Source organism: Bacillus safensis FO-36b (assembly GCF_000691165.1).
GTDB lineage: Bacteria > Bacillota > Bacilli > Bacillales > Bacillaceae > Bacillus > Bacillus safensis.
Window position 1 is genome coordinate 131,622 of record NZ_ASJD01000007.1, and the last position, 15,750, is coordinate 147,371.

16 protein-coding genes are annotated in these 15,750 nt (G+C 43.1%); 10 read left to right on the forward strand and 6 right to left on the reverse strand.

The window, feature by feature from the left end; all coding sequences use genetic code 11:
* Positions 1 to 31: 31 nt before the first annotated feature.
* Positions 32 to 1,408: an MFS transporter gene (locus BA81_RS14835; protein WP_034283271.1), complete on the forward strand. Its 1,377-nt coding sequence runs from the start codon at positions 32 to 34 to the stop codon at positions 1,406 to 1,408.
* Between the two features lie 221 nt (positions 1,409 to 1,629).
* On the opposite strand, the gene BA81_RS14840 is transcribed toward BA81_RS14835, so the two are convergent.
* Positions 1,630 to 2,403: a class I SAM-dependent methyltransferase gene (locus BA81_RS14840; protein ID WP_034283272.1), complete on the reverse strand. Its 774-nt coding sequence runs from the start codon at positions 2,401 to 2,403 to the stop codon at positions 1,630 to 1,632.
* A 116-nt stretch (positions 2,404 to 2,519) separates the two neighbouring features.
* On the opposite strand from BA81_RS14840, the gene BA81_RS14845 reads away from it, so the two are divergent.
* Positions 2,520 to 3,437, forward strand: a complete 918-nt coding sequence (locus tag BA81_RS14845) for a LysR substrate-binding domain-containing protein (protein ID WP_034283275.1) — start codon at positions 2,520 to 2,522, stop codon at positions 3,435 to 3,437.
* A gap of 243 nt (positions 3,438 to 3,680) precedes the next feature.
* Here BA81_RS14845 and BA81_RS14850 read toward each other — a convergent pair whose 3' ends face one another.
* Positions 3,681 to 4,466 carry a carbon-nitrogen family hydrolase gene (locus tag BA81_RS14850; RefSeq protein ID WP_034283277.1) on the reverse strand — a complete coding sequence of 262 codons (786 nt, stop codon included), beginning with the start codon at positions 4,464 to 4,466 and terminating at the stop codon, positions 3,681 to 3,683.
* A 211-nt stretch (positions 4,467 to 4,677) separates the two neighbouring features.
* Here BA81_RS14850 and BA81_RS14855 point away from each other — a divergent pair, with 211 nt between their 5' ends.
* The gene (locus BA81_RS14855; RefSeq protein WP_034283279.1) at positions 4,678 to 5,634 is read left to right on the forward strand and encodes an acetylxylan esterase; all 957 of its coding nucleotides are present in this window, start codon (positions 4,678 to 4,680) and stop codon (positions 5,632 to 5,634) included.
* A gap of 35 nt (positions 5,635 to 5,669) precedes the next feature.
* On the opposite strand, the gene BA81_RS14860 is transcribed toward BA81_RS14855, so the two are convergent.
* Complete coding sequence (locus BA81_RS14860) at positions 5,670 to 5,984, reverse strand: hypothetical protein (protein ID WP_034283282.1); 315 nt, start codon at positions 5,982 to 5,984, stop codon at positions 5,670 to 5,672.
* A gap of 92 nt (positions 5,985 to 6,076) precedes the next feature.
* Here BA81_RS14860 and BA81_RS14865 point away from each other — a divergent pair, with 92 nt between their 5' ends.
* The 5 genes from BA81_RS14865 to BA81_RS14885 all read left to right on the forward strand — a co-directional run bounded on the left by BA81_RS14865 (position 6,077) and on the right by BA81_RS14885 (position 12,287).
* Complete coding sequence (locus BA81_RS14865; protein ID WP_034283350.1) at positions 6,077 to 6,847, forward strand: nucleotidyltransferase domain-containing protein; 771 nt, start codon at positions 6,077 to 6,079, stop codon at positions 6,845 to 6,847.
* Positions 6,848 to 7,008: 161 nt separating this feature from the next.
* Complete coding sequence (locus tag BA81_RS14870) at positions 7,009 to 7,926, forward strand: proline dehydrogenase family protein (RefSeq protein WP_034283284.1); 918 nt, start codon at positions 7,009 to 7,011, stop codon at positions 7,924 to 7,926.
* A gap of 23 nt (positions 7,927 to 7,949) precedes the next feature.
* Entirely contained in the window at positions 7,950 to 9,497 is a 1,548-nt protein-coding gene (gene pruA, locus BA81_RS14875; RefSeq protein WP_034283285.1) for an L-glutamate gamma-semialdehyde dehydrogenase, read from the forward strand.
* 126 nt (positions 9,498 to 9,623) lie between these two features.
* Complete coding sequence (locus BA81_RS14880; protein ID WP_034283288.1) at positions 9,624 to 10,856, forward strand: PucR family transcriptional regulator; 1,233 nt, start codon at positions 9,624 to 9,626, stop codon at positions 10,854 to 10,856.
* Between the two features lie 132 nt (positions 10,857 to 10,988).
* Positions 10,989 to 12,287: an arsenic transporter gene (locus BA81_RS14885; RefSeq protein WP_034283290.1), complete on the forward strand. Its 1,299-nt coding sequence runs from the start codon at positions 10,989 to 10,991 to the stop codon at positions 12,285 to 12,287.
* A 41-nt stretch (positions 12,288 to 12,328) separates the two neighbouring features.
* On the opposite strand, the gene BA81_RS14890 is transcribed toward BA81_RS14885, so the two are convergent.
* Positions 12,329 to 13,006: an amino acid ABC transporter permease gene (locus tag BA81_RS14890; RefSeq protein ID WP_034283291.1), complete on the reverse strand. Its 678-nt coding sequence runs from the start codon at positions 13,004 to 13,006 to the stop codon at positions 12,329 to 12,331.
* A 12-nt stretch (positions 13,007 to 13,018) separates the two neighbouring features.
* Entirely contained in the window at positions 13,019 to 13,891 is an 873-nt protein-coding gene (locus tag BA81_RS14895) for a transporter substrate-binding domain-containing protein (protein WP_034283294.1), read from the reverse strand.
* A gap of 181 nt (positions 13,892 to 14,072) precedes the next feature.
* Here BA81_RS14895 and BA81_RS14900 point away from each other — a divergent pair, with 181 nt between their 5' ends.
* Positions 14,073 to 14,402 (forward strand): YckD family protein, encoded by a 330-nt coding sequence (locus tag BA81_RS14900; protein ID WP_024424311.1) that lies wholly within the window; start codon positions 14,073 to 14,075, stop codon positions 14,400 to 14,402.
* 43 nt (positions 14,403 to 14,445) lie between these two features.
* On the opposite strand, the gene BA81_RS14905 is transcribed toward BA81_RS14900, so the two are convergent.
* Complete coding sequence (locus tag BA81_RS14905) at positions 14,446 to 15,210, reverse strand: MBL fold metallo-hydrolase (RefSeq protein ID WP_034283296.1); 765 nt, start codon at positions 15,208 to 15,210, stop codon at positions 14,446 to 14,448.
* 115 nt (positions 15,211 to 15,325) lie between these two features.
* On the opposite strand from BA81_RS14905, the gene BA81_RS14910 reads away from it, so the two are divergent.
* The gene (locus BA81_RS14910) at positions 15,326 to 15,742 is read left to right on the forward strand and encodes an Lrp/AsnC family transcriptional regulator (RefSeq protein WP_180951418.1); all 417 of its coding nucleotides are present in this window, start codon (positions 15,326 to 15,328) and stop codon (positions 15,740 to 15,742) included.
* Positions 15,743 to 15,750 lie beyond the last annotated feature (8 nt).

Genomic DNA, 15,750 nt, shown 5'->3' on the forward strand with positions numbered 1-15,750 from the left:
GCATCATTTCCTCCAATAAGGAGGAGATACCATGACGTTAGAACTCAGCGGAAATTCAAATTCTCAAGGTGGGCAAGTTGTTGATAGAGCTTCACAGCTATTGACCAGGATGGAAAGTGTACCTTTTTCGAGGTGGCATTTAAAACCTCGGATCATTATGGGATCTGCTACCTTTTTTGATGCTTTTGATGCGCTATCTTTAGCGTTTGTTCTCCCGGTTCTCATCGGCATGTGGAATTTATCACCTGCTCAAATTGGCCTTCTTATTGGGTCTGGTTATATAGGACAAGCGATTGGTGCTATTTTCTTTGGGTGGTTAGCAGAAAGGCGCGGCCGTGTATTTAGTGCAAAGTGGACGGTGTTCCTCATGTCTATTATGAGTATCGCATGTGTATTTTCAGGTAATTTTATGGCCCTTTTTATTTTCCGTTTTATACAAGGGATTGGAGTCGGAGGAGAGGTGCCGGTAGCAGCCTCATATATTAATGAGTTGTCCCGAGCCCAAGGAAGAGGTCGATTTTTTATGCTTTATGAGATGATTTTTCCATTAGGATTAATGATTTCAGCACAAATTGGCGCATTCGTTGTACCTAGCTTTGGGTGGAAATGGATGTTCTTGATTGGAGGCATTGGAGGTTTAATCGTCTTTGTATTCTTTTTCATGCTGCGTGAATCGCCAAGGTGGCTTATTTCGAAAGGCAGGTTAGATGAAGCCGAAAGAATTATTGAAGAAATTGAAGCTAGTACTGACAAACGAATGCCTGTCGCAAATCAAGTATCCAGCAGTACTGAAAAAGGCGACTGGAAAGAGCTATTTTCAACTTTTTACCGTAAAAGAACATTGGTCGTATGGGGACTATGGTTTTCTGCCTACTTTGTATCGAATGGTTTAAATAACTGGTTACCAAGTCTTTATAATACTGTTTACCATTTGCCAGTCGGAGATTCATTAAGGGCAGCATCTCTCACAAATATTTTACAGACCATAGGGGTATTCGCTTGTGCGTTTTTAATTGATAAAGTAGGACGAAAGCGCTGGGCAACCATTGCATTTGTATTAACAGGTGTTTTATTAACGGCTTTATGGATCAGCGGAGCGACTTCACCAGAAAGCGTCATCTATTTAGGGTCTGCTGCTTACGGAATGATGGGGACAATTACAGTTCTTCTTTATCTATATACACCTGAAATTTATCCGACACGTATGAGGGTGATTGGAACGGCATTTGCTACAGCGTGGCTTAGGCTGGCCTCAGCGATCGCTCCTATTATGACAGGTTTTATTTTAGAGGTAAGCGGTGTTTCAACTATTTTTATTCTTTTTGCAAGTGTGACGGTAGTGGGAGCAATTCTTGCTTTTAAAATGATAGAAACGCGCGAGAAAGTATTAGAGGATATTGCGCCGTAAGTTACGCGTGCAGTGAAGAACTTATTCCAAAGAGGGTAGGTTCTTTTTTTATTCAGAGGATCTAAAATGCCTCACCTATCTTCGTTCATTTATCATATAATACAAACATGACTAGCACTCCTTGTCGTAAGGAGAGACGTGTCACGAACATGAAAAGCAATACCTGTGAGACAGTGAAGATTAAAAAAGTCTACCGACAATGGTAGACTTTTTCTATAAGGTCAATTCTTGATTCCCTGAATCAGTGAAGCTTTTAAACAGAAAGAAATGGGCTGATGCTGTGCATCGAATTGAAGCTGAAACAGCTGCTTTGTGTCAGGGTCTGCGGCTTGAAGGTGGGAAACGATCTCCTTTTGAATATTCTCTGGCGTGCGTCCACGTATAATCCAGTCCTGATAATCAATATGCAGGTCCCAGTAACGAATCTCTTTCTGAGTCAATTGGTTGTCATCGAAAAGCTCTTTCCATTCTGATAACGAGCTTTCCCGCACATGAGAAGGGTCTCTCAGTCTATTTAAGTGATTAATAAATGAATCCTGTGCAGGGTTTTCAGGTGCATAATGATCGACGAGCAGAAATTGGCCGCCTTTTTTTAAGACTCGGCTGATTTCAGACATGGCTGCCGGAAGGTTTGGAAAGTGGTGAGCAGCAAATCGGCACGTCACGAATTCAAATGATTCATCAGAGAAGGGCAATGCTTCTGCGGCTGCCTGCTCAAAAGTAATGTGGTTCAGGTGGCGTTCTTCCGCAAGTGCTGCTGCAATCTCGATCATTTTTTGCGTGACATCAATGCCGACCCCTTTAGAGATAACGTCTGAAAAGGAAAAAACGGTATGTCCTGCCGCGCAGCCAATATCAAGTAAATGCTCATGTCCCTTCGCATTTGCAGTTGTTTTCATCCATTCCAGCTCTTCTCCGGCCGCAAATATAGGTGAATCTCGATAGTTCTCGGCATTTTGTGAAAATTGGTTCTCGGTTTTAGCATATGGATTCATTTCTTTTCCCCCTTTGTGGTCTCTTTATCGTAGAATTCCTTCTGTTATTTGTCTAAGACATAAAAGATATGAAATGGATAGTTAAAACCTATGAGGTGATGAAAGTGGATATACGAATGATGGAATATGTCATGGAAGTGTACCGGCAGCAAAGCTTTACAAAAGCAGCGGATCAACTGCATATTGCACAGCCTTCTTTAAGCCAGCAAATGAAGAAGCTGGAAGAGGAATTAGACACACCGCTATTTATTCGAAAGTATGGACAAGTAACGCCCACACCTCAAGGGAGACGATTCATTAAAAGGGCTGAGAATATTTTGAAGGAAAGAGATGATTTGCTGCGTGAAATGGGAGAGGCAGCTTATGAAATCGGGAAAGAGCTGAACATTGGAGCGCCAGCAGTGACTGGGGGCTATGTCTTGCCCGGTTTATTAAAAACCTTTTGTCAAACGTATCCTCATGTTCACGTTCAACTGATAGAAGAGTCTCCTCGTGAGCTCGAAAAACGTCTATTGGCTGGAAAACTGGATTTGGCTATTTTATCTATGCCTGTCGAGCATGAATCATTGAAAACGAAACAAATGCTGACAGAGCCGCTCCTTCTTGCAGTTCCGCAAGCTGCTCAGTCATGGTTATCAGAGGAATTGAACGAGATTATCAAGCAAGCAGGGCAAAAAGAGTCCGGTCACGAAATCGTTCCCTTTCACCTTCTTGAAGGTACCCCATTTATTATGCTGAAAGAGGGATACGGTTTTCGGCAAGTGGTCATGGAGCTGTGCCGTCATCACGGTTTCCAGCCAAAAGCGGCTTTTGAAACAAGTCATATTCAAACAGCACAGGCATTGGTCAAAAACGAACTAGGGGTGACCGTTGTGCCGAAAATGGTGGCACAAGAGGATAGGAACGGGGTCATTTATTTACACATTGATTCATGCCCCACCCGCACACTTGTGTTTGCATATGTGGAAGAAAGGTATTTAACGAAAGCCGCTCAAGCCTTCATGGCCCTTTATCAGAATCAAGGGAAGGCTTAAACAAACGTTTAATTAAACGCAAAAAGCAGGGGAGCACCCTGCTTTAAGATTGGTGACAAAGGGCTAAAATGATCTTGATTTTAGCCCTTTGTCTTATTTTCAGCGTGATAGAAAACCTTTGAAGTCTAGGAAGGGCGAGCACCGGAGCGGAGCGAATTTGACATTCGTGAGCACCGGAGCGCAGACCTGACACCGAATGCGAGGGTTTGTCTACACGCTGAAAGCAGGGGAGCACCCTGCTTTTTAATATAAGTCCAGACGCTGATCCGTCATAACCGGAATTTGCTGTCTGACTTCATCCACTAGCTGAAGATCAATTTCCGCATAATAAATATCTTCGTCATCGTTTGTTTCAAGCAGGATGCGGCCGAGTGGATCAATCACCATAGAGTGTCCAGGGAATTCCGTGTCTCTGCTTGTGCCTGTTCTGTTAACAGCAATCATAAATGACTGGTTTTCAATCGCTCTTGCGATGAGCAGGCTGCGCCAATGGTCCACTCTTGCTGACGGCCATTGCGCCGTATTGACGAGCACCTTCGCTCCTTTGTTCACAAGTGTTCTGGAAAGCTGCGGGAAGCGGAGATCATAGCAAATCATCGCACCAATCGTTACATCTTCACCATAGTCAAATAAACCAAGCTGATCACCAGCGGTTAAATAGTTGTGCTCATCCATTAAGCGGAATAAATGAATTTTATCATAATCTAACAAAAGCTCACCTTGGCGGTTAAAAACATACATTGTGTTGGTAATGTGTTCATCTTCTGTCCGTTTATTTAATACACTGCCTGCGATGAGATACACTTGATGCTTGCGAGCAAAGGAGGAAAAGAGCTGTTTTGTGCGTTCACCGTTTACATCCGCAAGCTGATCGGCTTGTTCAAGGGCGTAGCCGGTATTCCACATTTCGGGTAAAATGATCAAATCAGGCTGCTCGCGGACCGCTTCTTCTAAAAACGCTGCTGCTTTTTTAAAATTCACTTCTGGTTCTCCAATTTGTACGTCCATTTGGACAAGGGCGATTTTCATACGAGTTCCTCCTTTATTTGCTATATGTCATGTGAAAATCAAGAATGTATGTAATGGTTTATTTTAGTCTTCAAGGCCAGTTTCTTTATCATAAAGGTTTCCATCATCTTTGCCAATAGAAATGTCAGAAGGTTTTGTTAAATGGCTTTCTCACTCAAGAAATCGGTGTTATGATACATATAATGAATAAAACAAAGGGGGATACTCGGATATGCAATTGTTCGATTTGCCACTTGAAGAGCTAAAAAAATATAAACCAAAGAAAACAGCACGTCCTGATTTCTCAGATTTTTGGAAGAAATCACTCGAAGAACTGCGCCAAGTGGAGGCAAAGCCAATACTTGAACCTTATGACTATCCAGTGAAAGGCGTCAAGGTGTACCGCCTGACGTATCAAAGCTTTGGACATTCTAAAATTGAAGGCTTTTATGCTGTACCTGATCAAACTGGCCCGCATCCAGCGCTCGTTCGTTTTCATGGCTATAATGCCAGCTATGACGGCGGCATTCACGACATCGTCAACTGGGCGCTCCACGGCTATGCCACATTTGGTATGCTCGTCCGCGGTCAAGGCGGCAGTGAAGATCAGACAGTGACACCAGGCGGTCACGCTTTGGGGTGGATGACAAAAGGCATTTTATCAAAAGAGACCTACTATTATCGCGGTGTTTATTTAGATGGGGTTCGTGCACTCGAAGTCATTCAGTCCTTCCCTGAAGTGGATAAACACCGGATCGGCGTAATTGGCGGGAGCCAGGGAGGCGCATTAGCGGTAGCAGCTGCAGCCCTTTCAGATATTCCGAAGGTCGTCGCGGCAGATTACCCTTATTTATCAAACTTTGAGCGTGCAGTGGATGCGGCATTGGAGCAGCCTTATTTAGAAATCAATTCGTACTTTCGGAGAAATAGTGACCCGGAAGTGGAAGAAAAGGCATTTGAGACATTAAGCTATTTTGACTTAATCAATTTAGCTGGATGGGTCAAACAGCCAACATTGATGGCGATCGGTCTGATTGACAAAATTACCCCGCCATCTACTGTGTTTGCGGCATACAACCATTTAGAAACAGATAAAGACCTTAAGGTATACCGCTATTTTGGACACGAGTTTATCCCGGCTTTTCAAACAGAGAAGCTCTCCTTCTTACAAAAGCACTTGCTCAAATAAAAGAACAAAGAGGCCGCTCTATGAGGGCCTCTTTTTTAATAACTCGTATTTTGTCTCGTTTTTTCATCAGGTACTAACGCGGTGATAATAAGGGCAAGAGCTGTGATGATATGCAGGATGAATCCAAGTATCGGAATCCAGGCAAGGCACGATGTGATAATCCCAATGATGCTTCCAATCACTGGTCCTTGGTCTCGCTTCGATAAGACGAGTGTGATAATATGCAGAATAAGCATGACCATGAGCGGTGTATAGCCATTGCTGATCACAAATAGTCCTCCAATGACAGGGATGGCAAGACAGGCTTCAAAAATCCCGGTGATCCATTTCATAATGCGAGATATAGACATGAGATCCAACTCCTTTTTCATATATGTCTTATTCGTATTTTCCCAAAACGTGAAGAAGTCATGCAGGATTCTATAGAAAGAGTTGATGGATGATGAGAGAGAGAATCAAGGAAGAGCTGAAAATCATTGAAGAAACGTATGATGTAAAGATTTGCCTCGCGGTCGAATCAGGCAGCAGAGCATGGGGATTCCCCTCGACTGATAGTGATTATGATGTTCGTTTTTTATATGTTCCTCGAAAAGAATGGTATTGGGCGATGGAAGAGCACCGAGATGTCATTGAACGCCCGATTGATGACATGCTTGATATCAGCGGCTGGGAGCTTAGAAAGGCACTTCGCTTATTCAATAAATCGAATCCGTCCATCATGGAATGGCTGTCGTCTGACATCATCTATGCTGAATCCTTCTCTTTGGCAAAGCAGCTAAGAGAATTAAAGGATCGAGCGTTTTATCCTGCCGCATTGATGTATCATTACCTCAATATGGCGAAGCGGAATGAAAGCCGGCATTTACGAGGAGAGCAGGTGCGAATCAAGAAGTATTTTTATGTGCTTCGTCCGCTGCTTGCCTGTCAGTGGATTGAACGCAACCGGACGGTTCCGCCGATGGACTTTCATGAACTGCTCGAGGAACTAGTGGAGGAAGGTCCGCTTTTAGCGGAAATCCATGAGCTGCTCAAACGTAAAATGGACGGCGAAGAAATGGATGTAGAGAACCGCCTCGCTTATGTCCATCCATTTATCGACAAAGAGATCGCGCGATTTGATGAATTGGTGAAAAGCTACAATCAGCCGAAAGACAACCTGATGCAAGAATTAAATGAGCTGCTGCAGTCTACCCTTGATGAGGTGTGGGCGTAAGCAGGGAAGAGCCAGCCGGATCGCGGCAGGCTCTTTTTTATCTCTTATTGTGATAAAACCACAAAAAAAGTCAGAATTTTTGTCATCTTCAAATATTGTAGCGGACAGCTTATGAGCTTTACAATAAAGACATAGCTTACAAAGAGTGGGAGGTGCCCTTTATGGAGTCGGTCACAAGAAATTTCTTCTTGTTTTTGTCAAAGAGCAGTCTCTTGAACCATATTGCTCGTAATTGGGGAAGTGCTGTTGCATCTAAGAAAATCATCGGAGGGAAGGATTTTGAGAGTGCCATCCCTGTTATCAAACGATTAAATGACCAAGGAATGGCTGTGACAGTTGATCACCTTGGTGAGTTTGTCACAAAGGCAGAGATTGCCAATGAACGGACGACTGAGTGTATTCAAACCATTCAGCGGATTGCAGAGGCGGGACTCAATTCCCACGTGTCACTCAAAATGACATCACTTGGCCTGGATATTGACGACGACCTTGTGTATCGCAATATGAAACGTATTTTAGATACGGCAGAGAAGCACCGTATCATGGTGACAATCGATATGGAGGATGAACAGCGCTGTCAAAAAACGCTGGACATTTTTAAAGAGATGAAATCTCAATATGAGTATGTCAGTACGGTCTTGCAGGCGTATTTGTACAGAACAGAAAAGGATCTTGATGACCTAAATAAGCTGAAGCCATTTTTAAGACTTGTAAAGGGTGCCTATAAGGAATCTGCCGAAGTGGCGTATCCAAACAAAAAAGACGTCGATCAGAATTATCAAAAGCTGATCGAAAAGCAATTGCTCTCAGGGAACTATACAGCCATTGCGACACATGACGATCAGATGATTGAGTTCACGAAAAATATTGTGAAAAAACACAATATACAGACAAGTCAGTTCGAATTTCAAATGCTGTACGGCATGAGAACAGAAACGCAGCAGGCACTTGTGAAAGAAGGCTATCAAATGAGGGTCTATACTCCGTATGGACGAGAGTGGTATGGCTACTACATGAGACGTCTTGCAGAACGGCCGGCAAACATTGCCTTTGCTCTAAAAGGGATGACGAGAAAATAATTTGAAACGGGAGCGTGACAAAAATGACAACACCTTACAAACATGAACCATTCACGGATTTTAGCCAGGAAGAAAACCGCAAAGCGTTTGAACAAGCATTAGCTAAAGTAACAGAATCACTTGGTCAAACCTATCCGCTCGTGATTAATGGAGAAAGAATCGAAACGAAAGACAAGATTGTTTCGATCAATCCAGCGAAAAAGGATGAAGTGGTTGGAACCGTATCAAAGGCTGGCAAGGAAGAGGCAGAACAAGCGGTTCAAGCAGCAGCGAAAGCATTCGAAACATGGCGCTACACATCTCCAGAAGAAAGAGCTGGCGTATTATTCAGAGCTGCGGCAAGCATTCGCCGTAAAAAGCATGAGTATTCAGCCCTTCTTGTCAAAGAAGCAGGTAAGCCTTGGAATGAAGCGGATGCAGATACAGCAGAAGCGATTGACTTCCTAGAATATTATGCCCGTCAAATGCTGGAGCTGGCGAAAGGCAAACCAGTGAACAGCCGCGAAGGCGAACGCAATCAATATGTATACACACCAACTGGCGTGACGCTCGTGATTCCGCCGTGGAACTTCTTGTTTGCGATCATGGCAGGAACAACAGTAGCCCCAATCGTCACTGGGAATACAGTTGTTTTAAAACCAGCGAGTGCGACCCCTGTCATTGCAGCCCGTTTTGTGGAGGAGCTTGAGCAAGCCGGTCTTCCAAAGGGTGTTGTCAACTTTGTACCAGGAAGCGGAGCAGAGGTCGGGGATTACTTAGTAGATCATCCGAAAACAAGCCTGATTACATTCACTGGATCAAGAGAAGTAGGGACACGTATCTTTGAACGCGCGGCAAAAGTGCAGCCAGGCCAGCAGCATTTAAAACGTGTCATTGCTGAAATGGGCGGTAAGGATACAGTGGTTGTCGATGAGGATGCAGATGTTGAATTAGCAGCTAATGCCATTTTCACATCAGCCTTCGGGTTTTCAGGTCAGAAATGTTCAGCTGGATCTCGGGCTGTCGTTCACGAGAGGCTGTATGACCAAGTGGTTGAGCGAGTGAAGGAAATCACAGAAACGAAAACAACAGCCAATCCACTCTCTGCGGATGTCTACATGGGACCTGTCATTGATCAAGCGTCCTTTGACAAGATTACGGATTATATCGAGGTTGGCAAACAGGAAGGCCGCTTAGTCACTGGCGGAAGGAGTGATGATTCGGAAGGATACTTCATCCACCCGACCATTTTTGCAGATCTTGAGCCAACTTCCCGCTTAATGCAAGAAGAAATCTTTGGACCAGTCTTGGCTTTCTCGAAAGTGTCTAGCTTTGATGAGGCACTTGAGGTAGCCAACAACACAGAATACGGTTTAACAGGTGCTGTCATTACGAATAATCGTGATCACATCAACCGTGCGAAGCAGGAGTTCCATGTAGGGAACCTTTACTTTAACCGTAACTGCACAGGTGCCATCGTTGGTTACCACCCATTCGGCGGCTTCAAAATGTCAGGAACGGATTCAAAAGCAGGCGGTCCAGATTACCTAGCTCTGCACATGCAGGCAAAAACGATTAGTGAAATGTTTTAATATGGAAAAAGCATGAACCTGCACTGACGGGTTCATGCTTTTTTTGCCTGCTTGCGACTTGTTTCTATACAAATCTGACTGGAAAGAAGTATGATAAATGTATCACTTAATCAGGGAGCAATCGGGATGGAAGAGATATTAGAAAAGCTTCATACATTTTTTGATGTCGATAAATTAATTGCATTTATTAGCGGATATTTAAAAAAACCAGTCATTTTAGAAAGCACAGAGTGTCAGCTCCTTGCTTATAATTCTTACAGCATTCAGCAGTTTGACCCAGTCAATCAGCAAACGATTTTCTCCAAGGAATGTCCGGGGTCTGTGGTCGATTGGTTAAAGAAAACAGGGGTAATTGAGCGGCTTCACAAGGAGTCAAAGCCTTTTTATGTGAGCGGCCATGACGAGCTCGGATTTAATCGGCGGGTGGCTGTGAGCGCCAAGCATAAACAAGAGGTAGTAGGCTTTATTTGGGTGCAGGACATTGAGGACTCCCTCTCTCAGGAGGAGCTGCAATTTTTACACGAAGCTTCCTTTCAGGTTGGAAAAGTGATTTATAAGAATAAGAAACAGCTTGAGAAAAAGGAAGGCAAGATTGAAGAGTTTTTCAAAAAGGTCATGGATGATCATTTTTATACAGAAGAAGAGCTGAAATGGGAGGCTGAGAACTTAAGCATTCCACTGCCAGCCGTATTTACCGTCATGGTCGTGCACGCTGCCGATAACAAAAGTGAGACGGCAGAAGATGTGAAGGATGTCATTCGAACGTATTTGCAGCTAGAGGATAAAGTGAATCACGTCTATTCGGTTCAAGCAGATATTGTCGTTATATTAGGCAGCCTGTCAGACCGGCACTCACCGAAAGCGACTGCCGCTGATGTCATCGCACATCTGCAATCAAAAACGCATGCACATCCTTCCCCTTTGTATATTGGGATGGGAAGAGAGTATCGTGATGTCATGAAAATGAGTACAAGCCGATTTGAAGCGATAGAGGTCGTCAAGGCAGTAAAAATTGTCGGAGGACAAGAACTGATTCCATATGATTACGAGAATTTAGGGGTCTTCCGGTTTTTAGATTCCATTTACAGCCATCAAAAAAAGAAAAACGACTTCAATCCAGATTTGTTACGCTTGAAGGAAAAAGACCGCGAGAGTCAAACTTCATTTTTAAAAACGCTGGAAGTCTACTTATTGAATAACTGCAAGCTAAAGCCAGCAGCGGAGCAGTTGTTTATTCATCAAAATACATTAAACTATCGAATGAAACAAATTTTTGACATGACCTCGATCGACTTAAGTCATTTTAGCCAGCGGTGTGAGTTATTTATTGAATTGATGCTGATGAAAAAAGATCAATAATGATGATGGAATCCGCAGGTGCACGGGATCACCTGCGGATTTTCATGTGAAATGCGAAAATGGCATACAACGGGTGCATTTCGTTGTATGATAGATAAAGATTTTATGAGAAAAGTGAAAGGGGGGCCACCTTTGGGATCAGTCACCTTAGCCATTTTGATTTTCATCATGACCCTCGTCCTTGTCATTTGGCAGCCAGGACGTGTCACCATAGGATGGTCAGCGTGTGGAGGCGCCATTCTTGCACTTGCCTTTGGCGTCGTTCATCTGGGCGATGTGTGGGAAGTCACGCAAATTGTATGGAACGCCACATTTGCCTTTATTGGCATAATTATCATATCGTTAATTTTAGATGAGATCGGCTTTTTTGAATGGGCTGCACTGCATATGGCAAAAGCCGCAAGAGGCAACGGTGTCCGCATGTTTATTTATTTAACATTGTTAGGCGCTGTTGTGGCTGCTTTTTTTGCCAACGATGGAGCGGCACTGATTTTGACCCCAATCGTTTTATCTGTGGTGAGAGCGTTGAAGCTGGATGAGCGCATGGTGCTTCCTTTTGTGATGGCAAGCGGCTTTATTGCAGATACAACTTCTTTGCCATTTGTCATTAGTAACCTGGTCAATATCGTATCAGCCGACTATTTTCATATTGGTTTTCTAGAATATACAGCGAATATGTTCGTGCCAAACCTTGTGTCGCTTGGAGCGAGCATGCTGGTTCTGTATGTGTTTTACCGAAAGCTTATTCCAAAAACCTACGATCTGTCTCAGGCAAAGGAACCGGCATCAGCTATTCGAGATATCCGTATGTTCCGTTTGTCTTGGTATGTGCTCGGCTGTCTGCTTGTGGGTTATTTTGCGGGGGAGCTGATCGGTATTCCAGTGTCCATCATCGTAGGCGGAATTGCTCTTGCTTTCTTGTGGCTGGCGAGAAGAAGTCCGCAAGTGGCGACAAAGCGGGTGATCAAAGAAGCGCCGTGGTCCATTGTGTTTTTCTCGATCGGCATGTATGTCGTCGTATATGGACTGAAAAATGTCGGTCTTACAGAAATATTGGCGGCATGGATCCAGCAAGGGGCTTCACATGGCTTGCTTGCAGGAACGATGTTTATGGGCGTGCTTGCCGCAGTGCTGTCCTCTGTGATGAACAATCTGCCGACCGTTTTAATTGATGCGATTGCCATTGGACATACAGATACAGCAGGTGTCATGAGAGACGGACTGATTTATGCCAATGTCATCGGCTCCAACCTTGGACCGAAAATGACCCCAATCGGCTCATTGGCGACATTGCTGTGGCTTCATGTCTTAAAGAAAAAAGGCGTCCATATCTCTTGGGGGGCGTACATGAAAGCCGGAATCATCCTGACCATCCCAACCTTGATTCTCACTTTACTCGGGTTATATGTATGGTTATGGCTCATTCATTAAAAAGAAAAAAGAGCAGATCCATGAGATCTGCTCTTTTTTTGCTACAGATATTTCGCATAGCGTTTTTCTAAAAAGTCCTGAAGCAATGAGACGACACTGCAAATGCCCCAGTAAATGAGTGCGACCAAAATATACATGGTCATATAATCGAATTCTCGTCCGCCTACAATTTTTGCTTGCTGGAAGAGCTCTGGTACAGTAATCATCGCTGCCAGTGAGGAAGCTTTGATCAAATCGAGCATGACATTGGTCAATGGCGGCAGGGCGATGCGGACGGATTGAGGCAAAATGACACCACGCATCGTTTGCCAATAGCTGAGACCTAATGATTTAGCGGCTTCCACCTGTCCACTTGGAACAGAGGAGAGGGCTGCCCGGTTAATTTCTGCAATATAGGCAGCACTATTAAAGCTGAACCCAATAATGGCGGCAGTGACCGCTGTGAACTCAATGCCGATATAGGGGAATCCAAAATAGAGAATAAACAAAATCACCAGAATGGGCACGCCTCGCATGAATGAGATATACAGCCGTGCAGGCAGCCGAAGAATCCAAGAATTCGCCATTCTGGCAAGAGCGATAAAAAAGCCAAGAATGGTACCAAAAAACATGCTCACAAAGGAAATGAGCAGCGTCAGCCAGATGCCTTTCATAACAAATGGAAATGACGCCTTTGCCAGTGCAGGATTAAATATATATTCTAAATGAATATCTCCCACGATTGCGGCTCCTTATTTGGAAATGTCGACATCTTCGACATCAGCATCAATTTTCTTAGAGACGTCTGCATGATTAAAGAATTTCTCAGAAATCTTTTTCATTGTTCCGTCTTTTTTCATGTCGCCTAATACACGATTCAATTCTTTTTGAAGCTCTTTGTTGTCCTTCTTCATAACAAAACCTTGTTCATTCGGCATGTACTTCAAGTCAGGGTGAATCGTAATATTTAATTTAGGAAATGCAGCAAGAGCCAGTGTCTGCAAGTAATAATCATTTAGAATGACATCAGTACGGCCGTTTGCAACATCCTTTAAGTATTGCTCGTTTGTCGCATTATCATAAATGACTTCCTTTGCACCGTACTTACGAGCGACATCCATGTAAATCGTTGTGGCAGCCCCTGCTGCTTTCTTTCCTTTTAAATCTTTTAAAGTTTTAATGCCAGATAAATCATTTTTCCGTACGATAGCCGTTCCGTAGGAATATTTATAAGGGGTAGAAAAGGCAAACTTGTCTTTTCTGTCATCTGTGATGTCGATATCATTTGCAGCAGCATCCACTTGACCAGAATTAATGGCGCTCAGCATCCCATCATAGCCCATTTCTTTAAATTCCACTTTCACATCAAGACGTTTAAACGCTTCTTTGACGACTTCTACTTCATAGCCAGTTAATTGATCCTTGCCATTAGAAGTATCATGATAAGAAGTTGGATAAAGGGTGCCTGAAGTTGCAACCACGATTTTCCCTTTCTTTTTAATCTCATCCCACTTTGTGTCCCCGGATTGAGATGAGCCTGATTGACTGCAAGCAGACATGATAAGGATGAAAGCAGATACAACAAGCATGATCCATATAGGTTTTTTATGATAAAAACGACTCATTTAAGAATCCTCCTCTATTTTTTATACAAAACAAAACATAGCACGCTTTTTCTGTAAGGACAACGTTTTCAGAAGAAAAGTGAAAAAGTAAGAATATTATAAGCAATTTGCGTGTTGATATAATGTATAAAAAAGGAAAGTGAGCGCAAAATAAAGGCGAATAAAGGAGGGAACAACAATGATGAAAAAAATAAGTAGTTTGATCATCTTGTCGATGATGCTGTTATTTGGTTTTCATATAGAAACGGCTCATGGAGAAACACCTCAAATGGAAAAGCGCCCGGTGACACATCAAGTGAAATTAACAGCAGAACAACAAAAACAAATTGAAATCCTTGAGCAGCAAATTCTTTCTAAGCGAAAAGAAGTCATTGAGAAATATGTACAGTACGGCGTGTTAACAAAGGAACAAGGCACGCACATCACGAAACGAATGGATGAGCATTACACTCATTTGAAAAAGAACGGATTTGTTCCATTGCTGAAAAAACCACAGCACCATCGCCCATGATAATGATGAAACCGGCAGCGAAGTGCCGGTTTTTTATTGTTGATCAGAAGGTGAGACTTTCCCCATCTTGAGGGACAGAAATGGCTTGATCTGCATGATGCTCTTGAATGTAAGCCTCTAAAGCAGCTCTTGTCAACAAGCAATGATTCACAGCTTCAAGATGACAGACGACAATTTGAGCTTTTGGCTGAGAACGGTGAACGTCTAGAATCTCTTCCTTGGTCATTGTAATCGGATCGCCTTCTAAAAATTGAGCAGCCCCGCTATTGACCACAATGACGTCTGGCTTGCATGTATTCACAACCTCTTTCGGTTCATCACACCAAACGGTATCACCTGCAATATAAAGGGTAGGTTCATCAGGGTGAGAGAAAACAAAACCGCTCACCTGACCCATCCGCTTCGCCGTTTCTCCCGTCCCATGCTGTCCGCCTGTACGTTTAATATGAACGCCGCAAATGTCCATTTCATCTTCAATGCATGTGACATGCTGAAATCCAGCTTCTTCAACTTCTTTTCGATCCTTCTCCGATTGAGTATAAATTGGCCCATCTTGAGCTAATTTTCTTTTGGCCTCGTCGTCAAAGTGGTCCACATGTAAATGAGTGAGTAAGACAGCATCTGGGTGTAACAGACTGTCTAAATCTATATTTACAGGAAGCTCCACAATAGGATTGTTCAAATGTTGATTGGCTGTATGAGGGAACGGTGGATATGTTCCTTTTGCTGCTAAAAAGGGATCGATTAAAAAAGTTGAATGACCATAGTGAAGGTATAAAGTAGCATTGCGAATGAGTGTAATTTTCATAAAAAGGCCTCCTTTTTTTCTCATTAAGTTTACAGTATATTAAAAGAGTTCTATGTGACAGAGGATCATGAAAGTCTTTCATCGGAAGGGCTTGATTTTTGAAAGAGGTGAGCCAATGCTAGACCAAACAGATATGAATATTTTAAAAGAACTATCAAAGAACAGCCGATTAACGATGAAAGCTCTAGGTGAAAAAGTTCATTTAACCGGCCAAGCTGTTGCAAATCGGGTGTTAAAGCTAGAAGAAGAAGGCGTGATTGAAGCATATACCATTTCAATTGATTGGCAGACACAAAAGACGATTCAAACCTTTTTGCAGCTGTATACCCGTAATCATCATCATGAACCACTTCTGTCGTTTCTTTATAAAAGGGAAGAAATCAAGAATTTGTACAAAATAAGTGGTGAAGGCTGTTATATGGCTGAAGGACATTTCTCCAGTCATGATGAACTTGATCAGTTTTTAACGGAGCTGACGAATTACGCAAATTACAAACTGTCTATTGCGGTTAAACGTCTCATTCATCAGTAATAGAAGAG